Here is a 14,638-nt window from a genome sequence, read left to right on the forward strand (position 1 = left end):
CCCGTCGAGCGCATGATGCGCGACGCCAAGATCACCCAGATCTACGAGGGCACCAACCAGGTCCAGCGCATCGTCATGGCCCGCAACCTCCCGTAACCACCAGCCTCTCGAAAGGAGACAGGCCGTGACCCTGAAGATCGCTGTCTGTGTGAAGTACGTCCCCGACGCGACCGGCGACCGCGGTTTCGCCGACGACCTGACGACCGACCGCGAGGCCGTGGACGGTCTGCTGTCGGAGCTCGACGAGTACGCGGTCGAGCAGGCGCTCCGCATCTCGGAGGAGTCCGACGACGCCGAGGTCACCGTCGTGACGGTCGGCCCGGACGACGCCAAGGACGCCCTGCGCAAGGCGCTGTCGATGGGCGCCGACAAGGCCGTCCACGTCAACGACGAGGACATCCACGGCTCGGACGTCATCGCCACCTCCGCGATCCTGGCCAAGGCCCTGGAGAAGACCGGATTCGACCTGGTCGTCTGCGGCATGGCCTCGACCGACGGCACGATGGGCGTCCTGCCCGCGCTGCTCGCCGAGCGCCTGGGCGTCCCGCAGGTCACCCTGCTCTCCGAGGTCTCCGTCGAGGACGGCCTCGTGAAGGGCCGCCGTGACGGCGACGCCGCCACCGAGCACCTGGAGGCCCCGCTGCCGGCCGTCGTCTCGGTCACCGACCAGTCCGGCGAGGCCCGTTACCCCTCCTTCAAGGGGATCATGGCCGCCAAGAAGAAGCCGGTCCAGGAGCTGGACCTGGACGACCTGGACATCGACGCGGACGAGGTCGGCCTCGCCGGGTCCTGGACCCTGGTCGACTCGGCGGCCGCCCGCCCGGCCCGTACGCAGGGCACGATCGTCACGGACGAGGGTGACGGCGGCAAGCAGCTCGCCGCGTTCCTCGCCACCCAGAAGTTCATCTGACCCACCGTCACCCCACCTCAGGAGCAAGGAATCATGGCTGAGATCCTGGTTCTCGTGGACCACGCCGACGGTGCGGTCCGCAAGCCGGCCCTCGAACTGCTGACCCTGGCCCGCCGCATCGGCGAGCCGACGGCGGTCGTCCTCGGCGCCGGCGAGGCCGCCGCCTCGATCGCCGCCACGGCCGGCGAGTACGGCGCGGCCACCGTGTACGTCGCGGACGGCGCCGAGTTCGCCGAGCAGCTCGTCGTCCCGAAGGTCGACGCGCTCACCCAGATCGCGAAGGACAAGGGGGTGGCCGCCGTCCTGGTGACCTCCTCCGGCGAGGGCAAGGAGATCGCGGCCCGCGTCGCGCTCCGCCTCGGCTCCGGCCTGATCACCGACGCGGTGGAGCTGGAGGCCGGCGAGAACGGCCCGGTCGCCACCCAGTCCGTCTTCGCCGCCTCGTACCAGGTGAAGTCGACCGTCTCGCACGGCGTCCCGGTCATCACCGTCAAGCCGAACTCCGCCGCCCCGGAGGCCGCCCCGGCCGCCGGCACGGTCGAGAACGTCACCGTCGCCTTCACCGGCAACGCCGCCAAGGTCGTCTCGCGCACCCCGCGCGTCTCCACCGGCCGCCCCGAGCTGACCGAGTCCGCGATCGTGGTCTCCGGCGGCCGCGGCGTCGGCGCGGCCGAGGGCTTCGCGGTCGTCGAGAAGCTGGCCGACTCGCTCGGCGCGGCCGTCGGCGCCTCCCGCGCCGCCGTGGACGCCGGCTGGTACCCGCACTCCAACCAGGTCGGCCAGACCGGCAAGCAGGTCTCGCCGCAGCTGTACGTGGCGGCCGGCATCTCCGGCGCGATCCAGCACCGGGCCGGCATGCAGACGTCGAAGACGATCGTCGCGGTCAACAAGGACCCCGAGGCCCCGATCTTCGACCTCGTCGACTACGGCGTGGTCGGCGACCTCTTCGAGGTGCTGCCGCAGCTGACGGACGAGATCGCCGCGCGCTGACCCACCGGAAGCACACGAAGGGGCGGGTGGCACTCTGTGCCACCCGCCCCTTCGTCGCACGAACGCTCAGTACCAGCCGTCGAGCGGGACCTCCTCGCAGAGCCGGACGACCGGCCTGCGCCCGGAGACCGCGGTTCCGGAGACCTTGACCCGGACCCCGGGGCGCACGGCGTGCAGCGGTCCGTCGACGCGGCAGCGGACGACGAAGCCCTCGGTCATGTGGACCGGCCAGAGGTCGGCATCGGCGGCTGCGACCCCGCGGCGTACGGATATCACGCCCTCGCCGCCGCTGAGTTCGGGCGCCAGGTCGGTCGACCCGCAGGTCGGACAGAGCAGGCGCTGGAACGTGGTGGTGTGGCACCAGCGGCAGCGCTGGAAGTACAGCTCGGAGTCGGGGGCCGACTCGTCGGCCTGGACGGCTGCCCCGCTCCTCAGTCCCGTGTGGAACACGATGCCTTCTCCTTGCACTCGGCGGCTCGACCGTGCATGGAGCAAAGATATGGCACTGAGTGCCATCAAATAAAGACCTGAGTTCCCTCAATTAGAGATACTGAGAACCCTGGAGGCTCTCGGTGATCCCTCGGTGGTCCCCCAGCGGCCCCTCAGCCCTCTCCGAGGCTCGACTCCACCTCGCGCACCACGCGCCACATGGGGGTGGACCGCTTGGTGATCACCACGACGACGTCCTCGGTCTCCTCGGCCGGCGCCTCCGCGGTCTGGCCGGTGGCCCAGGTGGCGCGCACGAACTCCAGGGCCCCGTCGACCTCGGCCAGCGGGTCGCCCTCGCCGCCCGAACGCAGCCAGTGCCGCAGGGCGTGGTTGTGGGCGGCGACCACGGCCGCCGCGACGACGTTGGCGCGCAGGGTGCCGTCCCTGCGGTCGGCCCAGCGGGTGCGCAGGTAGTCGCCGAGGGTCTTCTCGTACCGCCAGACCACCGACAGCTCGTACGTGCGCAGCCCGGTCACCTCGCGGGTGAGGCGGTAGCGCTGCACGGAGAAGGTGGGGTTCTCGGCGTACATCCGCATGACGAGCCGGGCGGCGTCGCAGACGCGGACGACCGGGTCGTCGGAGTCGGCGCTCGCGGCGAGGAAGCGGGTCATGTCGGCGAGGCACTGCTCGTGGTCGGGGAAGACCACGTCCTCCTTCGACGGGAAGTACCGGAAGAAGGACCGCCGGCCGACGCCCGCGAGCGTGACGATGTCGTCCACGGTGGTCTGTTCGTAGCCCCGCTCCAGGAAGAGCTGGAAGGCCGCGGCGATGAGGGAGTCCCGCATCGCGGGCTTCGTGGAGTTCGTCGAGGCTGTTCCCATGGCCCGAACTTAACATTCACGGCGCATCGGTGCGGCACTCGGTGCCGGATACTTCCGACACCGAGTGCTGTCGCGGGGGTACGGCGACTCAGCGGGACTCAGCGGGGCGCCATCCGCAGCGCGCCGTCCATCCGGATCGTCTCGCCGTTGAGGTAGTCGTGCTCGGCGATCATCGTCACCAGGCGGGCGTACTCCTCCGGGCGCGCGAGGCGCTGCGGGAAGGTGACGCTCGCGGCGAGACCGGCCCGGACGTCCTCGCCGAAGCCGGCCATCATCGGGGTGTCGACGATGCCGGGGGCGATGGTGACGACCCGGATGCCGAACTGCGCCAGGTCACGGGCGGCGGTGATGGTCATCCCGGCGACGCCCGCCTTGGAGGCGGCGTACGCGATCTGTCCGACCTGGCCCTCGAAGGCGGCGATCGAGGCGGTGTTGACGACGAGGCCGCGCTGTCCGTGCTCGTCGGGCTCGTGGCGGGCGATGGCCTCGGCGGCGAGCCGCATCACGTTGAAGGTGCCGAGCAGGTTGACGTTGAGCACCGTACGGAACAGGTCGAGGTCGTGCGGTCCCTTGCGGCCCAGGACACGGGCGGAGGGGGCGATGCCGGCGCAGTTCACGGCGAGCCGCAGCTCGGCGCCGTCGGCGTCGATCGCGGCGAGCGCCTCGCGGACCTGGTCCTCGTCGGTGACGTCCGCGGCGAGCAGCCGGACGCCCTCGGGCAGCGGCCCGGCGGCGGCCACGGCCTTGTCCAGGTCCAGGCCGTAGACGGTGGCGCCGCGGGCGGCGAGCGCGGCGGCGGTGGCGGCGCCGAGGCCGGATGCGGCGCCGGTGACGAGAGCGGCGGAGCCGGCGATGTCCATGGAACTCCTCGTTCGTGTCGTGCGGGGACGACCCTGCCGCCGGGTTGGCCGCCGGATCGGGCGCGTGCCCGCGGGGGACCGCGCGGTCCGCGCGATCTGCGCCGCCCACCATAGAACCGTGTGCGGCGCCCCCGGAAGCGGAGGCCGAGCACGGACGGGGAGGAAGTAGTCGACCGGTCGTACACTCTCGCCGTGGGGCGAACGAGTGACGCGCGCGAGCGCATCCTGACCGCCGCGCGGACGCTCATGCTGTCGCGCGGCTACTCCGCCCTGGGCGTGGCCGAGATCTGCGCGACGGCCGGTGTGCCGAAGGGCAGCTTCTACTACTTCTTCGCGTCGAAGGAGGAGCTCGCCCTCGCCGTCGTCGAGGAGCACTGGGCCGGGCAGCGTGCGGAGTGGACGCGCGCGCTCGGCGACGACGTCCCTCCGCTGCGGCGGCTGCGGCGGCTGTACGAGTCCACGGAGGGCGAGCTGCGGACGGGCCGGGAGAGCTGCGGCACGGTCACGGGCTGCCTCCTCGGAAACCTGGCCCTGGAGCTGAGCACCCGGACGGAGGGCGTCCGCGAGCGGCTGCGGGAGATCTTCGACGAGCAGGTGGCCCTCGTCGCGGGGACCGTCGCGGAGGCCCGCGCGCGCGGCGAGGTCACGGTCGCCGACCCCGGCGCGGCCGCGCGGGCCCTGGTCGCCCAGCTGGAGGGCCGGGTCCTCTTCGCCAAGCTGTACGACGACCCGGGCCGCCTCGACGCCCTGTGGACCGATTCCCTGGCCCTGCTCGGCGCCGAGGCCACCGCCTGACCTACCGTCAGAACGGCTTGGTCGGCAGGTACTTGCCGTCCAGGGTGATGACGGCGCGCTCGCCGCCCTCGGGGTCGGCGACCTTCTTCACGTCCAGCTTGAAGTTGATCGCGGAGATGATGCCGTCGCCGAACTGCTCGTGGACGAGCTCCTTGAGCGTGGTGCCGTAGACCTGGAGCATCTCGTAGAAGCGGTAGATGGTCGGGTCGGTGGGAACGGTGCCGTCGAGGGAGCCGCGGGTGGGGATCGTGCGCAGCAGGCGCACCGCGTCCTCGTCGAGGTCGAGGAGCTCGGCGACGGCCTTCGCGGAGTCCTCCGGCAGGGCGTGCTGGCCGAGGACGGCGGCGGTGGTGAAGGCGACGGAGAGGCCGGCGGCGTCCGCGATCCGCTGCCAGCTCAGGTCCTTGCGGATCTTGGCGTCGACGGCGGCGATCGCGAGGGCGCGGCGGGCGGTGGGGTCGAACTGGGCGTGCACCATGGGAGGTACGTCCTTCCTGAGGGGGGTTCGAGGGGGGATCAGGCGGCGAGCACGGGGCTCGCGGTGACGGGGAGTTCCTCGACGGTGCCGTCGGCGATGTCGAAGACCCAGCCGTGCAGCCGTACTTCGCCCGCGGCCAGGGCGCGGGCCACCGACGGGTGGGTGGCGAGGTTGGCCAGTTGCGCGGCGACGTTCTCCCGGACCAGGGCGGCCACGTCGACCGTTCCGCCGGCGGCGGCGCGGGCGAGGGAGGCGTCGGCGTGCCGCAGCCAGGCGGCGACGGCGGGCGCGGCGCTCAGGTCGTGGCCCTCGGCGAGCGCGGTCATCGCGCCGCAGGCGGAGTGCCCGCAGACGACGATGTCCCGCACGCCCAGGACGGTGACGGCGTACTCGACCGCGGCGGTGACTCCGTCGGTGCCCGGGGTGTGGGCGGGGACGAGGTTGCCGGCGGTGCGGATGACGAAGAGCTCACCCGGATCGGTCTGGGTGATCAGCTCCGGTACGACACGGGCGTCCGAGCAGCCGATGAACAGCGTGCCGGGCCGGTGGGCGGTGGCCAGGCGGGCGAAGAGGCCGGCCTTGGCAGGGAAGACCTCCCGCTGGAAGCGGGCGATTCCCTCGGCGAAGTGAGGCATGTCCCTACCGTGCACGACCAGGACCTATAGCGTCCAAGACCTGCTGTCGATATAAGTGATAGATGCGATCTATGGCCGCGTCTACACTCGGCCGCATGCAGCCGGAACTCCGTCATCTCCGCTATCTGCTCGCCGTCGCCGAGCATGCCAACTTCACCCGCGCCGCCGAAGAGCTCCGCATCGCCCAGCCCACGCTGTCCCAGCAGATCAAGCAGCTGGAGAAGGCCCTCGGGGCGCAGCTCCTGGACCGCAGCGGCCGCACCGTGCGCCTCACGGACGCCGGGGAGACGTACGCGCGCTACGCCCGGCGGGCCCTGCGGGACCTGGCGGCGGGCGAGCGGGCGGTGCTCGACGTGCACGACCTGTCCCGGGGCCACCTCCGGCTCGCCGTCACCCCCACCTTCACCGCGTACCTCACCGGCCCCCTGGTCGCCGGCTTCCACACCCGCCATCCGGGCATCAGCGTGGAGGTGCGGGAGCTGCCGCAGGACCGCATCGAGGCCGAACTCCTCGCCGACCGGCTCGACCTCGGCATCGCCTTCCGCGGCGAGCACCTTCCGGGCGTCGAGGCCACGGAGCTGTTCACCGAGACCCTCGGCCTCGTGGTCGGCCCCGGCCACCCCTTCGCGGCGAGGACGGATCCGGTACGGGCGGAGGAACTGAACGACCATCACCTCGCGCTCCTCGACAGGGACTTCGCCACCCGCCTGCACATCGACGCGTACGTCTCCGAGCACCGGGTCCGGCCGACGATCGCGGTGGAGGCCGACTCGGTGACCGCCCTCACGGAGATCGTCCGGCGCACCGCGCTGGCCACCGTCCTGCCGGACGCCGTCACCCGGGACCATCCCTGGCTGAGCCCGGTGCCGCTCTCCCCCGCGCTGCCGTCCCGCGCGGTGGCGCTCCTCCGGCGCACGGCCGGCTACCGCAGCGCGGCGGCCGGCGCCTTCACCGAACTGGCCGCTTCATGGGGAACTTCACGGGGGACTTCACGGGGAGAGGAGACACGGGGTCAACCGATCGGATGACCCCGGGGTCGACCGCCCGGGGCGCCGGGTGCAGCCGGGACGACGACGGACGGCGGCGGGGTACGCCCCCAGGATGGAGAGCAGAGCGGGCCACGGCTTCCCCGGCGGCCCCCGCGGTTCCCCGAGTTCACTGGAGCAGATCCCATGAAGCACGTGAAGAAGGCCTCCTCGCGCACCCGTGTCGTGACCGGTGGCGCGCTCGTCGCCGCCCTCGCCCTCGGCGGCTTCGGGGCCTACTCCGCGAGCGCCACCGGCGAGGACACGGCGACCGCCACCGTCGCCAAGGCCGACGCCAAGAACAAGAACACGACGCGGTCCACGCACCTCACCATCGAGGCGGCCACGAAGGCCGCGCGGGCGACCCTGGACGCCGCGGAGAAGGAGAACCAGCGGGTGTCCGTCGCGGTCGTCGACCGCAACGGCAACACGATCGTCACCCTGCGCGGCGACGGCGCGGGCCCGCAGTCCTACGAGTCGGCCGTGAAGAAGGCGTACACGGCGGTCTCCTGGAACGCCCCGACCTCCGAGCTGGCCAAGCGCCTCACCAACGCGCCGACCCTGAAGGACATCCCCGGCACCCTCTTCCTCGCCGGCGGCGCCCCGGTCACCGCCAAGGGCGCCCCGATCGCGGGCATCGGCGTCGCCGGCGCCCCCTCGGGCGACCTCGACGAGAAGTTCGCCCAGGCCGGCGCCGCCACGCTCGGCAAGTAAGTCCCCCGGCCCGGCGCCCGCGTACGAGGAAACCCGCCATGAACGCGCTCGATCACACCCTTCTGGCGGCCGCCGCGCACGGTGACACCGTCGCCGTACGCGCGGCCCTCGACGCGGGCGCCCGCGTCGACGTCCGTGACCGTCACCGCCGCACCCCGCTGCTCCGGGCGGCGCTGCGCGACCACGTGCCCGCCGCACGGGAGCTCCTCGCCGCGGGCGCCGACCCGAACGCCCAGGACGACCGATCCGACAGCCCGTGGCTGGTCACCGGCGTCACGGGCAGCGTCGCCATGATGCGGGCCCTGCTCCCGGCGGGCCCCGACCTGAGGCTGACCAACCGTTACGGCGGCACCGCGCTGATCCCCGCCGCGGAACGCGGCCACGTGCCGTACGTCCGCGCCGTGCTCCACGAGACCGCGATCGACGTCGACCACGTCAACCGGCTCGGCTGGACCGCCCTCCTGGAGGCCGTCATCCTCGGCGACGGCGGCACCGCCCACCAGAAGGTCGTCGCCCTCCTCCTCGCCTCGGGCGCCGACCCCGGACTCCCCGACCCGTACGGCCGCACGGCCCTCCACCACGCCGAACGCCACGGCCTGACGGAGATCGCCGCCCTGCTCCGAGAGGCCGGGTCCCGCCGGGTCCTCCACGGAGCCGCCTGACCCCCGGCGGAGAGCCGGCCCCGGTGGGCGGCGACGCGCTCGCGGGTGGCACAGCGGCGGGAGCGGTAGCGGCGCTCCGGCCCGCCGCCCTGCGCGACGAAGACGTTCCGGCAGCCGCCGGAGGCACAGGTCCTGCCGGGCGGCCGCTGCCGGCCCCGAGCTCGATGGGCCCCGTCTCCCCGTACTCCAGGAGTGCGGCGGCGACGGCGCTGCTCGCCGCCGCCACGCGCCTCCGCCCCCGGCGCCGAGCTGCGGCCGGGGGCGGAGGGGACAACGGATCGGGGTCAGGCGTCGGCCGGCTCCGTGGAGACGGCCGCACGGGCGAGGGCCTCGACCGTGCCCTCGGCGAGTGCGTCGGCCCGCTCGGAGAGGTCGACGCCCAGGCCGCTCTCCAGCCGTGCCAGGAGCTCCACGGCACCGATCGAATCAAGTCCGAGCTCGGCGAGGGACTGGCCGGGGGTGAGGTCGGCCACCGGGATCTGGAGCCGGTCGGCGACGGCCCGCTGTACGGCGCTGAGCGCCGTTTCGTAAGTGATCTCTGCCATGCACGGCAGCGTAGGGACGCGTGGCCCCCACGAGCCGCGCACGGCGAGACGATCACCCGTACGCGTCACGCGGGCCGGGCGAGCCCCCGGCTGATGACGAGCCGCTGGATCTGGTTCGTGCCCTCGAAGATCTGCATGATCTTCGCCTCGCGCATGTAGCGCTCGACCGGGAAGTCCCGCGTGTAGCCGTAGCCGCCGAAGACCTGGACCGCGTCCGTGGTGACCCGCATCGCCGTGTCGGTGGCGATGAGCTTGGCCGCGCTGGCCTGGCGGCTGAAGGGGCGGCCGAGGTCGCGGCGGCGGGCCGCGTCCAGGTAGGTGGCGCGGGCGGCGTCGACGGCGGCGGCCATGTCGGCGAGGAGGAAGCCGAGGCCCTGGTGGTCGACGAGCCGGCGGCCGAAGGTGGTGCGCTCGTTGGCGTACGCGACGGCGGCGTCGAGGGCTGCCTGGGCGAGGCCGGTGGCGCAGGCGGCGATGCCGAGGCGGCCGCTGTCGAGGGCGCTGAAGGCGATCTGGAGGCCCTGGCCCTCGTCGCCGATGCGCCGGTCCTCCTCGATGAGGGCGCCGTCCCAGTACGCGGCGGTCGTCGGCACGGCCTGGAGGCCCATCTTGCGCTCGGGGGCGCCGAACGAGAGGCCCTCGGTGGCGCCGGGGGCGAGGAAGCAGGAGATGCCGTGGCTGCCGGGGGCGGTGCGGGCGAAGAGGGCGTAGAAGTCGGCCTTGCCGCCGTGGGTGATCCAGGCCTTGGTGCCGGTGACCCGGTACCCGCTGCCGTCCTCCTGGCGCTCGGCCTTGCAGGTGAGGGCGGCGGCGTCGGAGCCGGCCTGCGGCTCGGAGAGGCTGTAGCCGCCGATGGTCCGGCCCTCCAGCATCGCGGGCAGCCAGCGCTCCTTCTGCTCCGGGGTGCCGAAGGTGTGCAGGGGGTGGCAGGCGAGGGTGTGGACGCTGGTGGCGACGCCGACGGCGGCCCAGCGCGCGGCGAGCTCCTCCAGGACCTGGAGGTAGACCTCGTAGGGCTGGCCTCCGCCGCCGTACTCCTCGGGGTACGGGAGGCCGAGGAGCCCGGCCTCGCCGAGGGTGGCGAAGAGCCCTTCGGGATAGGTCTCGGCGGCCTCGTGCTCGTTCACCCGCGGAGAGAGCTCCTTGTCGGCGATCTCCCGGGTGAGGGCGATGAGGTCCGCTGCCTCGGGGGTGGGAAGCAGGCGGTCGACATCCATGGCGACTCCAGCGGCGCGCAAAGTGGTACTGGGGAAGGTACTGCAGTACCGGTTAGCGTAGCGCAGAAGGGTTCCGTAGTAACCCCCTCGAACGGCGGCCTGGAATACTGGCGGAGTGATCGAGACCTCGGCCGACGCCCCCAAGCTGACGGGTCGCGGAGCGGCGCGCCGCTCCGCCCTCTTCGAGGAGCTCGTCGCCCTCCTCGTCGGCGAGGGCTTCGCCCGGCTGACGCTCGACGACCTCGCCGCGCGGCTGCGCTGCTCGAAGCGGACCCTGTACGGCCTGGCCGGCAGCAAGGAGCAGCTGGTGCGGGCGGCGGTCGTGCACTTCTTCCGGCGCGCCACGGCCCGCGTCGAGGCGGTCCTCGCCGCCGCGAGCGATCCGGGCGAGCGGCTCGCCGCCTATCTGCGGGCGGTTTCGGCCGAGCTGGCTCCCGTCTCACCGCAGTTCTTCGACGACGTCGCGGCCTTCGAGCCGGCGGCGGAGGTGTACGAGCGGAACACGCGCGCGGCGGCCGGCCGGGTGCAGCAGCTCATCGAGGAGGGCGTGCGGGCCGGGGTGTTCCGCGAGGTGCACGTGACCTTCGCGGCCGACGTCATCTCCTCGGTGATGGTCCGCATCCAGCGCCGCCAGGTGGCCGCGGCGACCGGTCTCGCCGACGCCGAGGCGTACGACCAGCTGGCCGAACTGCTGCTCAGCGGCCTCCGGAAGGCCTGAGCCCCCGACAGGTCCGAATGGCCGGTTTCCGCCCCGCGTTCGATCACCCTGCGCAGGTGATCCACTACTCTGTGCGGCGCCACTGACCACTCCACCCCACCCCAGGGAGCCTCCGCGTGGAGCGCAGCCGTACCGTCCTCAGGATCCGTGCCGTCCTCGCCGCCATGGGCGTCACCGCCGCCCTCGCCGCGGCCCCCGCGGCGCAGGCCGCCCCCGCCGAGAAGCCCGTCGCCGCTCCCCCGGCCCCCTGCACCGGGGAGTTCGAGGGCGACAAGCGGCTCGGCCCGAAGTTCCTGCCGAAGAAGTGGCAGGAACCGGTCGGCCCCCTCCTCAATCGCTACCACCGGACCGGGCGGCTCTCCTCCGCCGACTTCCTCAAGAAGTACTGGGAGGGCCCGGCCGACACGGGCAGCTGGAAGTACCCGCCGAACGACGGCTTCGCCGAGGTCAACGGCACCGTCGACAAGGCCCCGGAACTCCTGGCGGAGGGCGAGCGCCTGGACCGCTTCGGCTCGGAGTACGGCTCCTACCTCGCCCCGGCCGGCGACGACTACGCCAAGCGGGCGCTGCCCCCGCAGAACCTCAACACCCGTGACGCCGCCTTCCCCTGCGACTACCACCTGTACGAGGTGACCCGGAGCTTCGTCGTCTGGGAGGGCTCCATCGCCCCCTGGTTCGAGCAGCCCGGCGGCGGCCGCCAGATCAAGCTGGACCCCGCCTTCCTGAACCCCGGCGACGGCCAGCGCCTCAACGTCAAGTGGCTCCTCGACAACGGCTACCTGGTACGCGTCCCCGCGTGACCGACCGCCGGACGCTGGAACGGGCACTCCGGGAGACCGGGGTGCCCGCCGCGTACTACTGGATCGAAGGCGTCCACGAACCGACGCCCACCCCGCCCGACTTCGTCTATCTGCGCAGGACCGCGAACGGCTGGGAGACCGGCGTGTACGAGCGGGGCGTGCACGAGCCGGTCGCCACGCACGCCACCGAGGCGGACGCCTGCGCCCACCTGCGGACGCTCCTGGGCGTGTGAGTCCCCCTACGCCACCGACCCGATGCGTCCGTCCGGTTCGCGGGGGCCGTCGTGGTGGATGGGGGTGTGGGCGCCGGTGAGGGAGACGCCGCTGCCGCCGCGGCGGTTGGCGACGATCTCGGCGCCGATCGACAGGGCGGTCTCCTCGGGGGTGCGCGCGCCGAGGTCGAGGCCGATCGGGGAGCGCAGGCGGGCGAGTTCGAGTTCGGTGACGCCGACGTCGCGGAGGCGCTCGTTGCGGTCCTCGTGGGTGCGGCGGGAGCCCATCGCGCCGATGTAGGCGACGGGAAGCCTCAGGGCGGCCTGGAGGAGGGGGACGTCGAACTTCGCGTCGTGGGTGAGGACGCAGAGGACCGTGCGGCCGTCGACCTCCGTCGACTCCAGGTAGCGGTGGGGCCACTCGACGACGATCTCGTCGGCCTCGGGGAAGCGGGCGCGCGTCGCGAAGACGGGCCGCGCGTCGCAGACGGTGACGTGGTAGCCGAGGAGCTTGCCGACGCGGACGAGGGCGGCGGCGAAGTCGATGGCGCCGAAGACGATCATGCGGGGGGCGGGGACGGAGGACTCGACCAGGAGGGTCAGCGGCTGGCCGCAGCGGCTGCCGTCCTCGCCGATCTCCACGGTGCCGGTGCGGCCCGCGTCGAGCATCGCACGGGCCTCGCCGGCCGCGGTGCGGTCCAGCTCGGGGTGGCCGCCGAGCTTCCCCTCGTACGAGCCGTCGGGGTGGACGAGGAGGGCCTGGCCCATCAGCTCGTCGGGGCCGGAGACGATGCGGGCCAGGGCCGCCGCCTCCCCCGTCGCCGCGGCCGCCAGCGCGGCGGGGAAGACCCCGCCGCGGACCGGGGTGACGAGTATGTCGATGATGCCGCCGCAGGTCAGGCCGACCGCGAAGGCGTCCTCGTCGCTGTAGCCGAAGCGCTCGACGACGGTCCTGCCGTCTTCGAGGGCCTGGACGCACAGGTCGTAGACCGCGCCCTCCACACACCCGCCGGAGACCGATCCGATCGCCGCGCCCTCGCTGTCGACGGCGAGGGCGGCTCCCGGCTGCCGGGGCGCGCTGCCGCCGACCGCCACCACGGTGGCGACGGCGAAGGCGCGTCCCTGCTCGACCCACCGGTGCAGCTCTTCGGCGATGTCCAGCATCTGGGTTCTCCTTGGAAGGTGTGGGGAGGGCTGCGGTGCGGCGTCAGCTGACGCCGAGCCAGCTCTCGACGGGATGGATCGCGAAGTACACGATGAAGATCGCGGTCAGGCCCCACATGAAGCCGCCGACCTCGCGCGCCTTGCCCTGCGCCGTCTTGATCACGACGTAGGAGATCACACCGGCCGCGACACCCGTGGTGATGGTGTACGTGAACGGCATCAGGACCACGGTGAGGAAGACCGGGATCGCGACGGCGCGGTCGCTCCAGTCCACGTGCTTGGCGTTCTGCATCATCATCGAGCCGATGACGACCAGGGCCGCGGCGGCGACCTCCTGGGGCACGATCGCGGTGAGCGGCGTGAAGAAGAGGCAGAGGGCGAAGAATCCGCCGGTGACCACGGAGGCCAGACCCGTGCGGGCGCCCTCGCCGACGCCGGTCGCGGACTCGACGAAGACCGTCTGCCCGGAGGCTCCGCCCACACCACCGACGATACCGCCGGCGCCGTCGATGAAGAGCGCCTTGGAGAGGCCGGGCATCCGGCCCCTGTCGTCGGCGAGCTTGGCCTCGGTGCCGACGCCCAGGATGGTGGCCATGGCGTCGAAGAAGCCGGCGAGCACCAGGGTGAAGACGATCATGGTGATCGTGATGTAGCCGACGTCTCCCCAGCCGCTGAAGGACACGTTCCCGATGAGGGAGAAGTCCGGTGCGGAGACCGCGCTGCCGTGCAGCTCCGGGGCGCCGGAGAACCAGGCCTTGGCCGGGATGTCGGCGACCGCGTTGAGGACGACCGCGACGACGGTGCCGGCGACGATGCCGATGAGGATGGCGCCGGGGACGTTGCGGGACTGGAGCGCGAAGATCAGCAGCAGGGTGAAGGCGAAGATGAGGACGGGCCAGCCCTGGAGCTCACCGGCCGGGCCGAGGGTGACGGGACCGCCGCCGGGGGCGGGGTTCTCGTGCACGAAGCCGGCCTTCACGAAGCCGATGATCGCGATGAAGAGGCCGATGCCGATGGTGATGGCGTGCTTCAGGGCGAGCGGGATCGCGTTCATGATCATCTCGCGGAGGCCGGTGACGACCAGGAGACAGATCACGGCGCCGTACGCCACGGACATGCCCATGGCCTGCGGCCAGGTCATGACGGGGACGACCTGGGAGGCCATCACACCGGAGACGCTCAGACCGGCGGCGAGGGCCAGCGGGACCTTGCCCCAGAAGCCCATGAGCAGGGTCGTCGCGGCCGCGCAGAGGGCGGTGGCGGTGATGAGCGCCGGCTGGCCGAGCAGATGGCCGTCGACGTCCTTGCCGCTGAGGATCAGGGGGTTGAGCAGGAGAATGTACGCCATCGCCATGAAGGTGGTGACGCCGCCGCGGATCTCCGTCGCGACGGTGGATCCTCTCTCCGAGATGTGAAAGTACCGGTCGAGCCAAGAACGCCCGGCGGGGTTGCGCGAGCCGGAGCCCGCGTCCTCCGCGGTGGTCTTGGGCTCCACAGACGACTGGGTCATGGGGCCTACTCCCAAGGTTCAAAGGGGCACCCGCATCAGACTTCGAAGCTCTGACGTGAAGCTGCGGGATTTGGGATATTGAGTTGGCTGCAC

General features: G+C 72.5%; 19 protein-coding genes and 1 pseudogene. 10 read left to right on the forward strand and 10 right to left on the reverse strand.

Annotated features, from left to right (window positions below):
• The 3 genes from ACFYUS_RS38435 to ACFYUS_RS38445 form a co-directional block, all read left to right on the forward strand.
• A partial coding sequence (locus ACFYUS_RS38435) for an acyl-CoA dehydrogenase family protein (protein ID WP_157849844.1) occupies positions 1-96 on the forward strand: 96 nt, incomplete at its 5' end.
• Between the two features lie 28 nt (positions 97-124).
• Positions 125-910, forward strand: coding sequence for an electron transfer flavoprotein subunit beta/FixA family protein (locus ACFYUS_RS38440; protein ID WP_388862847.1), 786 nt, complete (start codon positions 125-127; stop codon positions 908-910).
• Between the two features lie 33 nt (positions 911-943).
• Positions 944-1,900: an electron transfer flavoprotein subunit alpha/FixB family protein gene (locus tag ACFYUS_RS38445; RefSeq protein WP_388862849.1), complete on the forward strand. Its 957-nt coding sequence runs from the start codon at positions 944-946 to the stop codon at positions 1,898-1,900.
• Positions 1,901-1,966: 66 nt separating this feature from the next.
• On the opposite strand, the gene ACFYUS_RS38450 is transcribed toward ACFYUS_RS38445, so the two are convergent.
• From ACFYUS_RS38450 to ACFYUS_RS38460, 3 genes are all read right to left on the reverse strand, one after another.
• Positions 1,967-2,350 carry a zinc ribbon domain-containing protein gene (locus tag ACFYUS_RS38450; protein ID WP_388862851.1) on the reverse strand — a complete coding sequence of 128 codons (384 nt, stop codon included), beginning with the start codon at positions 2,348-2,350 and terminating at the stop codon, positions 1,967-1,969.
• Positions 2,351-2,502: 152 nt separating this feature from the next.
• The gene (locus ACFYUS_RS38455; protein ID WP_388862853.1) at positions 2,503-3,210 is read right to left on the reverse strand and encodes a TetR family transcriptional regulator; all 708 of its coding nucleotides are present in this window, start codon (positions 3,208-3,210) and stop codon (positions 2,503-2,505) included.
• Positions 3,211-3,308: 98 nt separating this feature from the next.
• The gene (locus ACFYUS_RS38460) at positions 3,309-4,070 is read right to left on the reverse strand and encodes an SDR family NAD(P)-dependent oxidoreductase (protein WP_388862855.1); all 762 of its coding nucleotides are present in this window, start codon (positions 4,068-4,070) and stop codon (positions 3,309-3,311) included.
• Between the two features lie 192 nt (positions 4,071-4,262).
• On the opposite strand from ACFYUS_RS38460, the gene ACFYUS_RS38465 reads away from it, so the two are divergent.
• Positions 4,263-4,865 carry a TetR/AcrR family transcriptional regulator gene (locus tag ACFYUS_RS38465; RefSeq protein ID WP_388862857.1) on the forward strand — a complete coding sequence of 201 codons (603 nt, stop codon included), beginning with the start codon at positions 4,263-4,265 and terminating at the stop codon, positions 4,863-4,865.
• 7 nt (positions 4,866-4,872) lie between these two features.
• Here the strand turns inward: ACFYUS_RS38465 and cynS are convergent, their stop codons facing one another.
• A complete protein-coding gene (gene cynS / locus ACFYUS_RS38470) occupies positions 4,873-5,343 on the reverse strand; it encodes a cyanase (RefSeq protein ID WP_388862860.1) in 471 nt (156 codons plus the stop codon).
• 38 nt (positions 5,344-5,381) lie between these two features.
• Positions 5,382-5,978 (reverse strand): carbonic anhydrase, encoded by a 597-nt coding sequence (locus ACFYUS_RS38475; protein ID WP_388862862.1) that lies wholly within the window; start codon positions 5,976-5,978, stop codon positions 5,382-5,384.
• 95 nt (positions 5,979-6,073) lie between these two features.
• On the opposite strand from ACFYUS_RS38475, the gene cynR reads away from it, so the two are divergent.
• The 3 genes from cynR (at position 6,074) to ACFYUS_RS38490 (ending at position 8,379) form a co-directional block, all read left to right on the forward strand.
• Positions 6,074-7,006 (forward strand): transcriptional regulator CynR, encoded by a 933-nt coding sequence (cynR, locus tag ACFYUS_RS38480; protein ID WP_388862864.1) that lies wholly within the window; start codon positions 6,074-6,076, stop codon positions 7,004-7,006.
• A 153-nt stretch (positions 7,007-7,159) separates the two neighbouring features.
• Positions 7,160-7,717 (forward strand): heme-binding protein, encoded by a 558-nt coding sequence (locus ACFYUS_RS38485; protein WP_388862902.1) that lies wholly within the window; start codon positions 7,160-7,162, stop codon positions 7,715-7,717.
• A 38-nt stretch (positions 7,718-7,755) separates the two neighbouring features.
• The gene (locus ACFYUS_RS38490; protein WP_388862866.1) at positions 7,756-8,379 is read left to right on the forward strand and encodes an ankyrin repeat domain-containing protein; all 624 of its coding nucleotides are present in this window, start codon (positions 7,756-7,758) and stop codon (positions 8,377-8,379) included.
• 20 nt (positions 8,380-8,399) lie between these two features.
• On the opposite strand, the pseudogene ACFYUS_RS38495 reads toward ACFYUS_RS38490, so the two are convergent.
• From ACFYUS_RS38495 to ACFYUS_RS38505, 3 genes and pseudogenes are all read right to left on the reverse strand, one after another.
• A pseudogene (locus ACFYUS_RS38495) lies at positions 8,400-8,531 on the reverse strand (CGNR zinc finger domain-containing protein); the annotation flags it as partial.
• 132 nt (positions 8,532-8,663) lie between these two features.
• The gene (locus ACFYUS_RS38500) at positions 8,664-8,924 is read right to left on the reverse strand and encodes an acyl carrier protein (protein WP_388862868.1); all 261 of its coding nucleotides are present in this window, start codon (positions 8,922-8,924) and stop codon (positions 8,664-8,666) included.
• 65 nt (positions 8,925-8,989) lie between these two features.
• Positions 8,990-10,141 carry an acyl-CoA dehydrogenase family protein gene (locus ACFYUS_RS38505; RefSeq protein WP_388862870.1) on the reverse strand — a complete coding sequence of 384 codons (1,152 nt, stop codon included), beginning with the start codon at positions 10,139-10,141 and terminating at the stop codon, positions 8,990-8,992.
• Between the two features lie 115 nt (positions 10,142-10,256).
• On the opposite strand from ACFYUS_RS38505, the gene ACFYUS_RS38510 reads away from it, so the two are divergent.
• The 3 genes from ACFYUS_RS38510 to ACFYUS_RS38520 all read left to right on the forward strand — a co-directional run bounded on the left by ACFYUS_RS38510 (position 10,257) and on the right by ACFYUS_RS38520 (position 11,892).
• The gene (locus ACFYUS_RS38510; protein WP_388862872.1) at positions 10,257-10,859 is read left to right on the forward strand and encodes a TetR/AcrR family transcriptional regulator; all 603 of its coding nucleotides are present in this window, start codon (positions 10,257-10,259) and stop codon (positions 10,857-10,859) included.
• A 164-nt stretch (positions 10,860-11,023) separates the two neighbouring features.
• A complete protein-coding gene (locus ACFYUS_RS38515) occupies positions 11,024-11,659 on the forward strand; it encodes a TNT domain-containing protein (RefSeq protein WP_388862904.1) in 636 nt (211 codons plus the stop codon).
• Entirely contained in the window at positions 11,656-11,892 is a 237-nt protein-coding gene (locus ACFYUS_RS38520) for a hypothetical protein (protein ID WP_388862874.1), read from the forward strand. The genes ACFYUS_RS38515 and ACFYUS_RS38520 overlap by 4 nt, the downstream gene beginning before the upstream one ends.
• 6 nt (positions 11,893-11,898) lie before the next feature.
• On the opposite strand, the gene ACFYUS_RS38525 is transcribed toward ACFYUS_RS38520, so the two are convergent.
• Positions 11,899-13,035 (reverse strand): XdhC family protein, encoded by a 1,137-nt coding sequence (locus tag ACFYUS_RS38525; RefSeq protein ID WP_388862876.1) that lies wholly within the window; start codon positions 13,033-13,035, stop codon positions 11,899-11,901.
• Positions 13,036-13,078: 43 nt separating this feature from the next.
• A complete protein-coding gene (locus ACFYUS_RS38530; protein WP_388862878.1) occupies positions 13,079-14,545 on the reverse strand; it encodes an NCS2 family permease in 1,467 nt (488 codons plus the stop codon).
• Positions 14,546-14,638: the final 93 nt, after the last annotated feature.

The organism is Streptomyces sp. NPDC004284 (assembly GCF_042874035.1).
GTDB lineage: Bacteria > Actinomycetota > Actinomycetes > Streptomycetales > Streptomycetaceae > Streptomyces.

What these genes read in the sequence shown, in the direction of transcription:
- ACFYUS_RS38445 (WP_388862849.1), top strand. Translation starts at nt 944, where the DNA reads ATGGCTGAGATCCTGGTTCTCGTGGACCACGCCGACGGTGCGGTCCGC.
- ACFYUS_RS38455 (WP_388862853.1), bottom strand. Translation starts at nt 3,210, where the DNA reads ATGGGAACAGCCTCGACGAACTCCACGAAGCCCGCGATGCGGGACTCC.
- ACFYUS_RS38460 (WP_388862855.1), bottom strand. Translation starts at nt 4,070, where the DNA reads ATGGACATCGCCGGCTCCGCCGCTCTCGTCACCGGCGCCGCATCCGGC.
- cynS (WP_388862860.1), bottom strand. Translation starts at nt 5,343, where the DNA reads ATGGTGCACGCCCAGTTCGACCCCACCGCCCGCCGCGCCCTCGCGATC.
- ACFYUS_RS38475 (WP_388862862.1), bottom strand. Translation starts at nt 5,978, where the DNA reads ATGCCTCACTTCGCCGAGGGAATCGCCCGCTTCCAGCGGGAGGTCTTC.
- cynR (WP_388862864.1), top strand. Translation starts at nt 6,074, where the DNA reads ATGCAGCCGGAACTCCGTCATCTCCGCTATCTGCTCGCCGTCGCCGAG.
- ACFYUS_RS38490 (WP_388862866.1), top strand. Translation starts at nt 7,756, where the DNA reads ATGAACGCGCTCGATCACACCCTTCTGGCGGCCGCCGCGCACGGTGAC.
- ACFYUS_RS38500 (WP_388862868.1), bottom strand. Translation starts at nt 8,924, where the DNA reads ATGGCAGAGATCACTTACGAAACGGCGCTCAGCGCCGTACAGCGGGCC.
- ACFYUS_RS38505 (WP_388862870.1), bottom strand. Translation starts at nt 10,141, where the DNA reads ATGGATGTCGACCGCCTGCTTCCCACCCCCGAGGCAGCGGACCTCATC.
- ACFYUS_RS38515 (WP_388862904.1), top strand. Translation starts at nt 11,024, where the DNA reads ATGGGCGTCACCGCCGCCCTCGCCGCGGCCCCCGCGGCGCAGGCCGCC.
- ACFYUS_RS38525 (WP_388862876.1), bottom strand. Translation starts at nt 13,035, where the DNA reads ATGCTGGACATCGCCGAAGAGCTGCACCGGTGGGTCGAGCAGGGACGC.
- ACFYUS_RS38530 (WP_388862878.1), bottom strand. Translation starts at nt 14,545, where the DNA reads ATGACCCAGTCGTCTGTGGAGCCCAAGACCACCGCGGAGGACGCGGGC.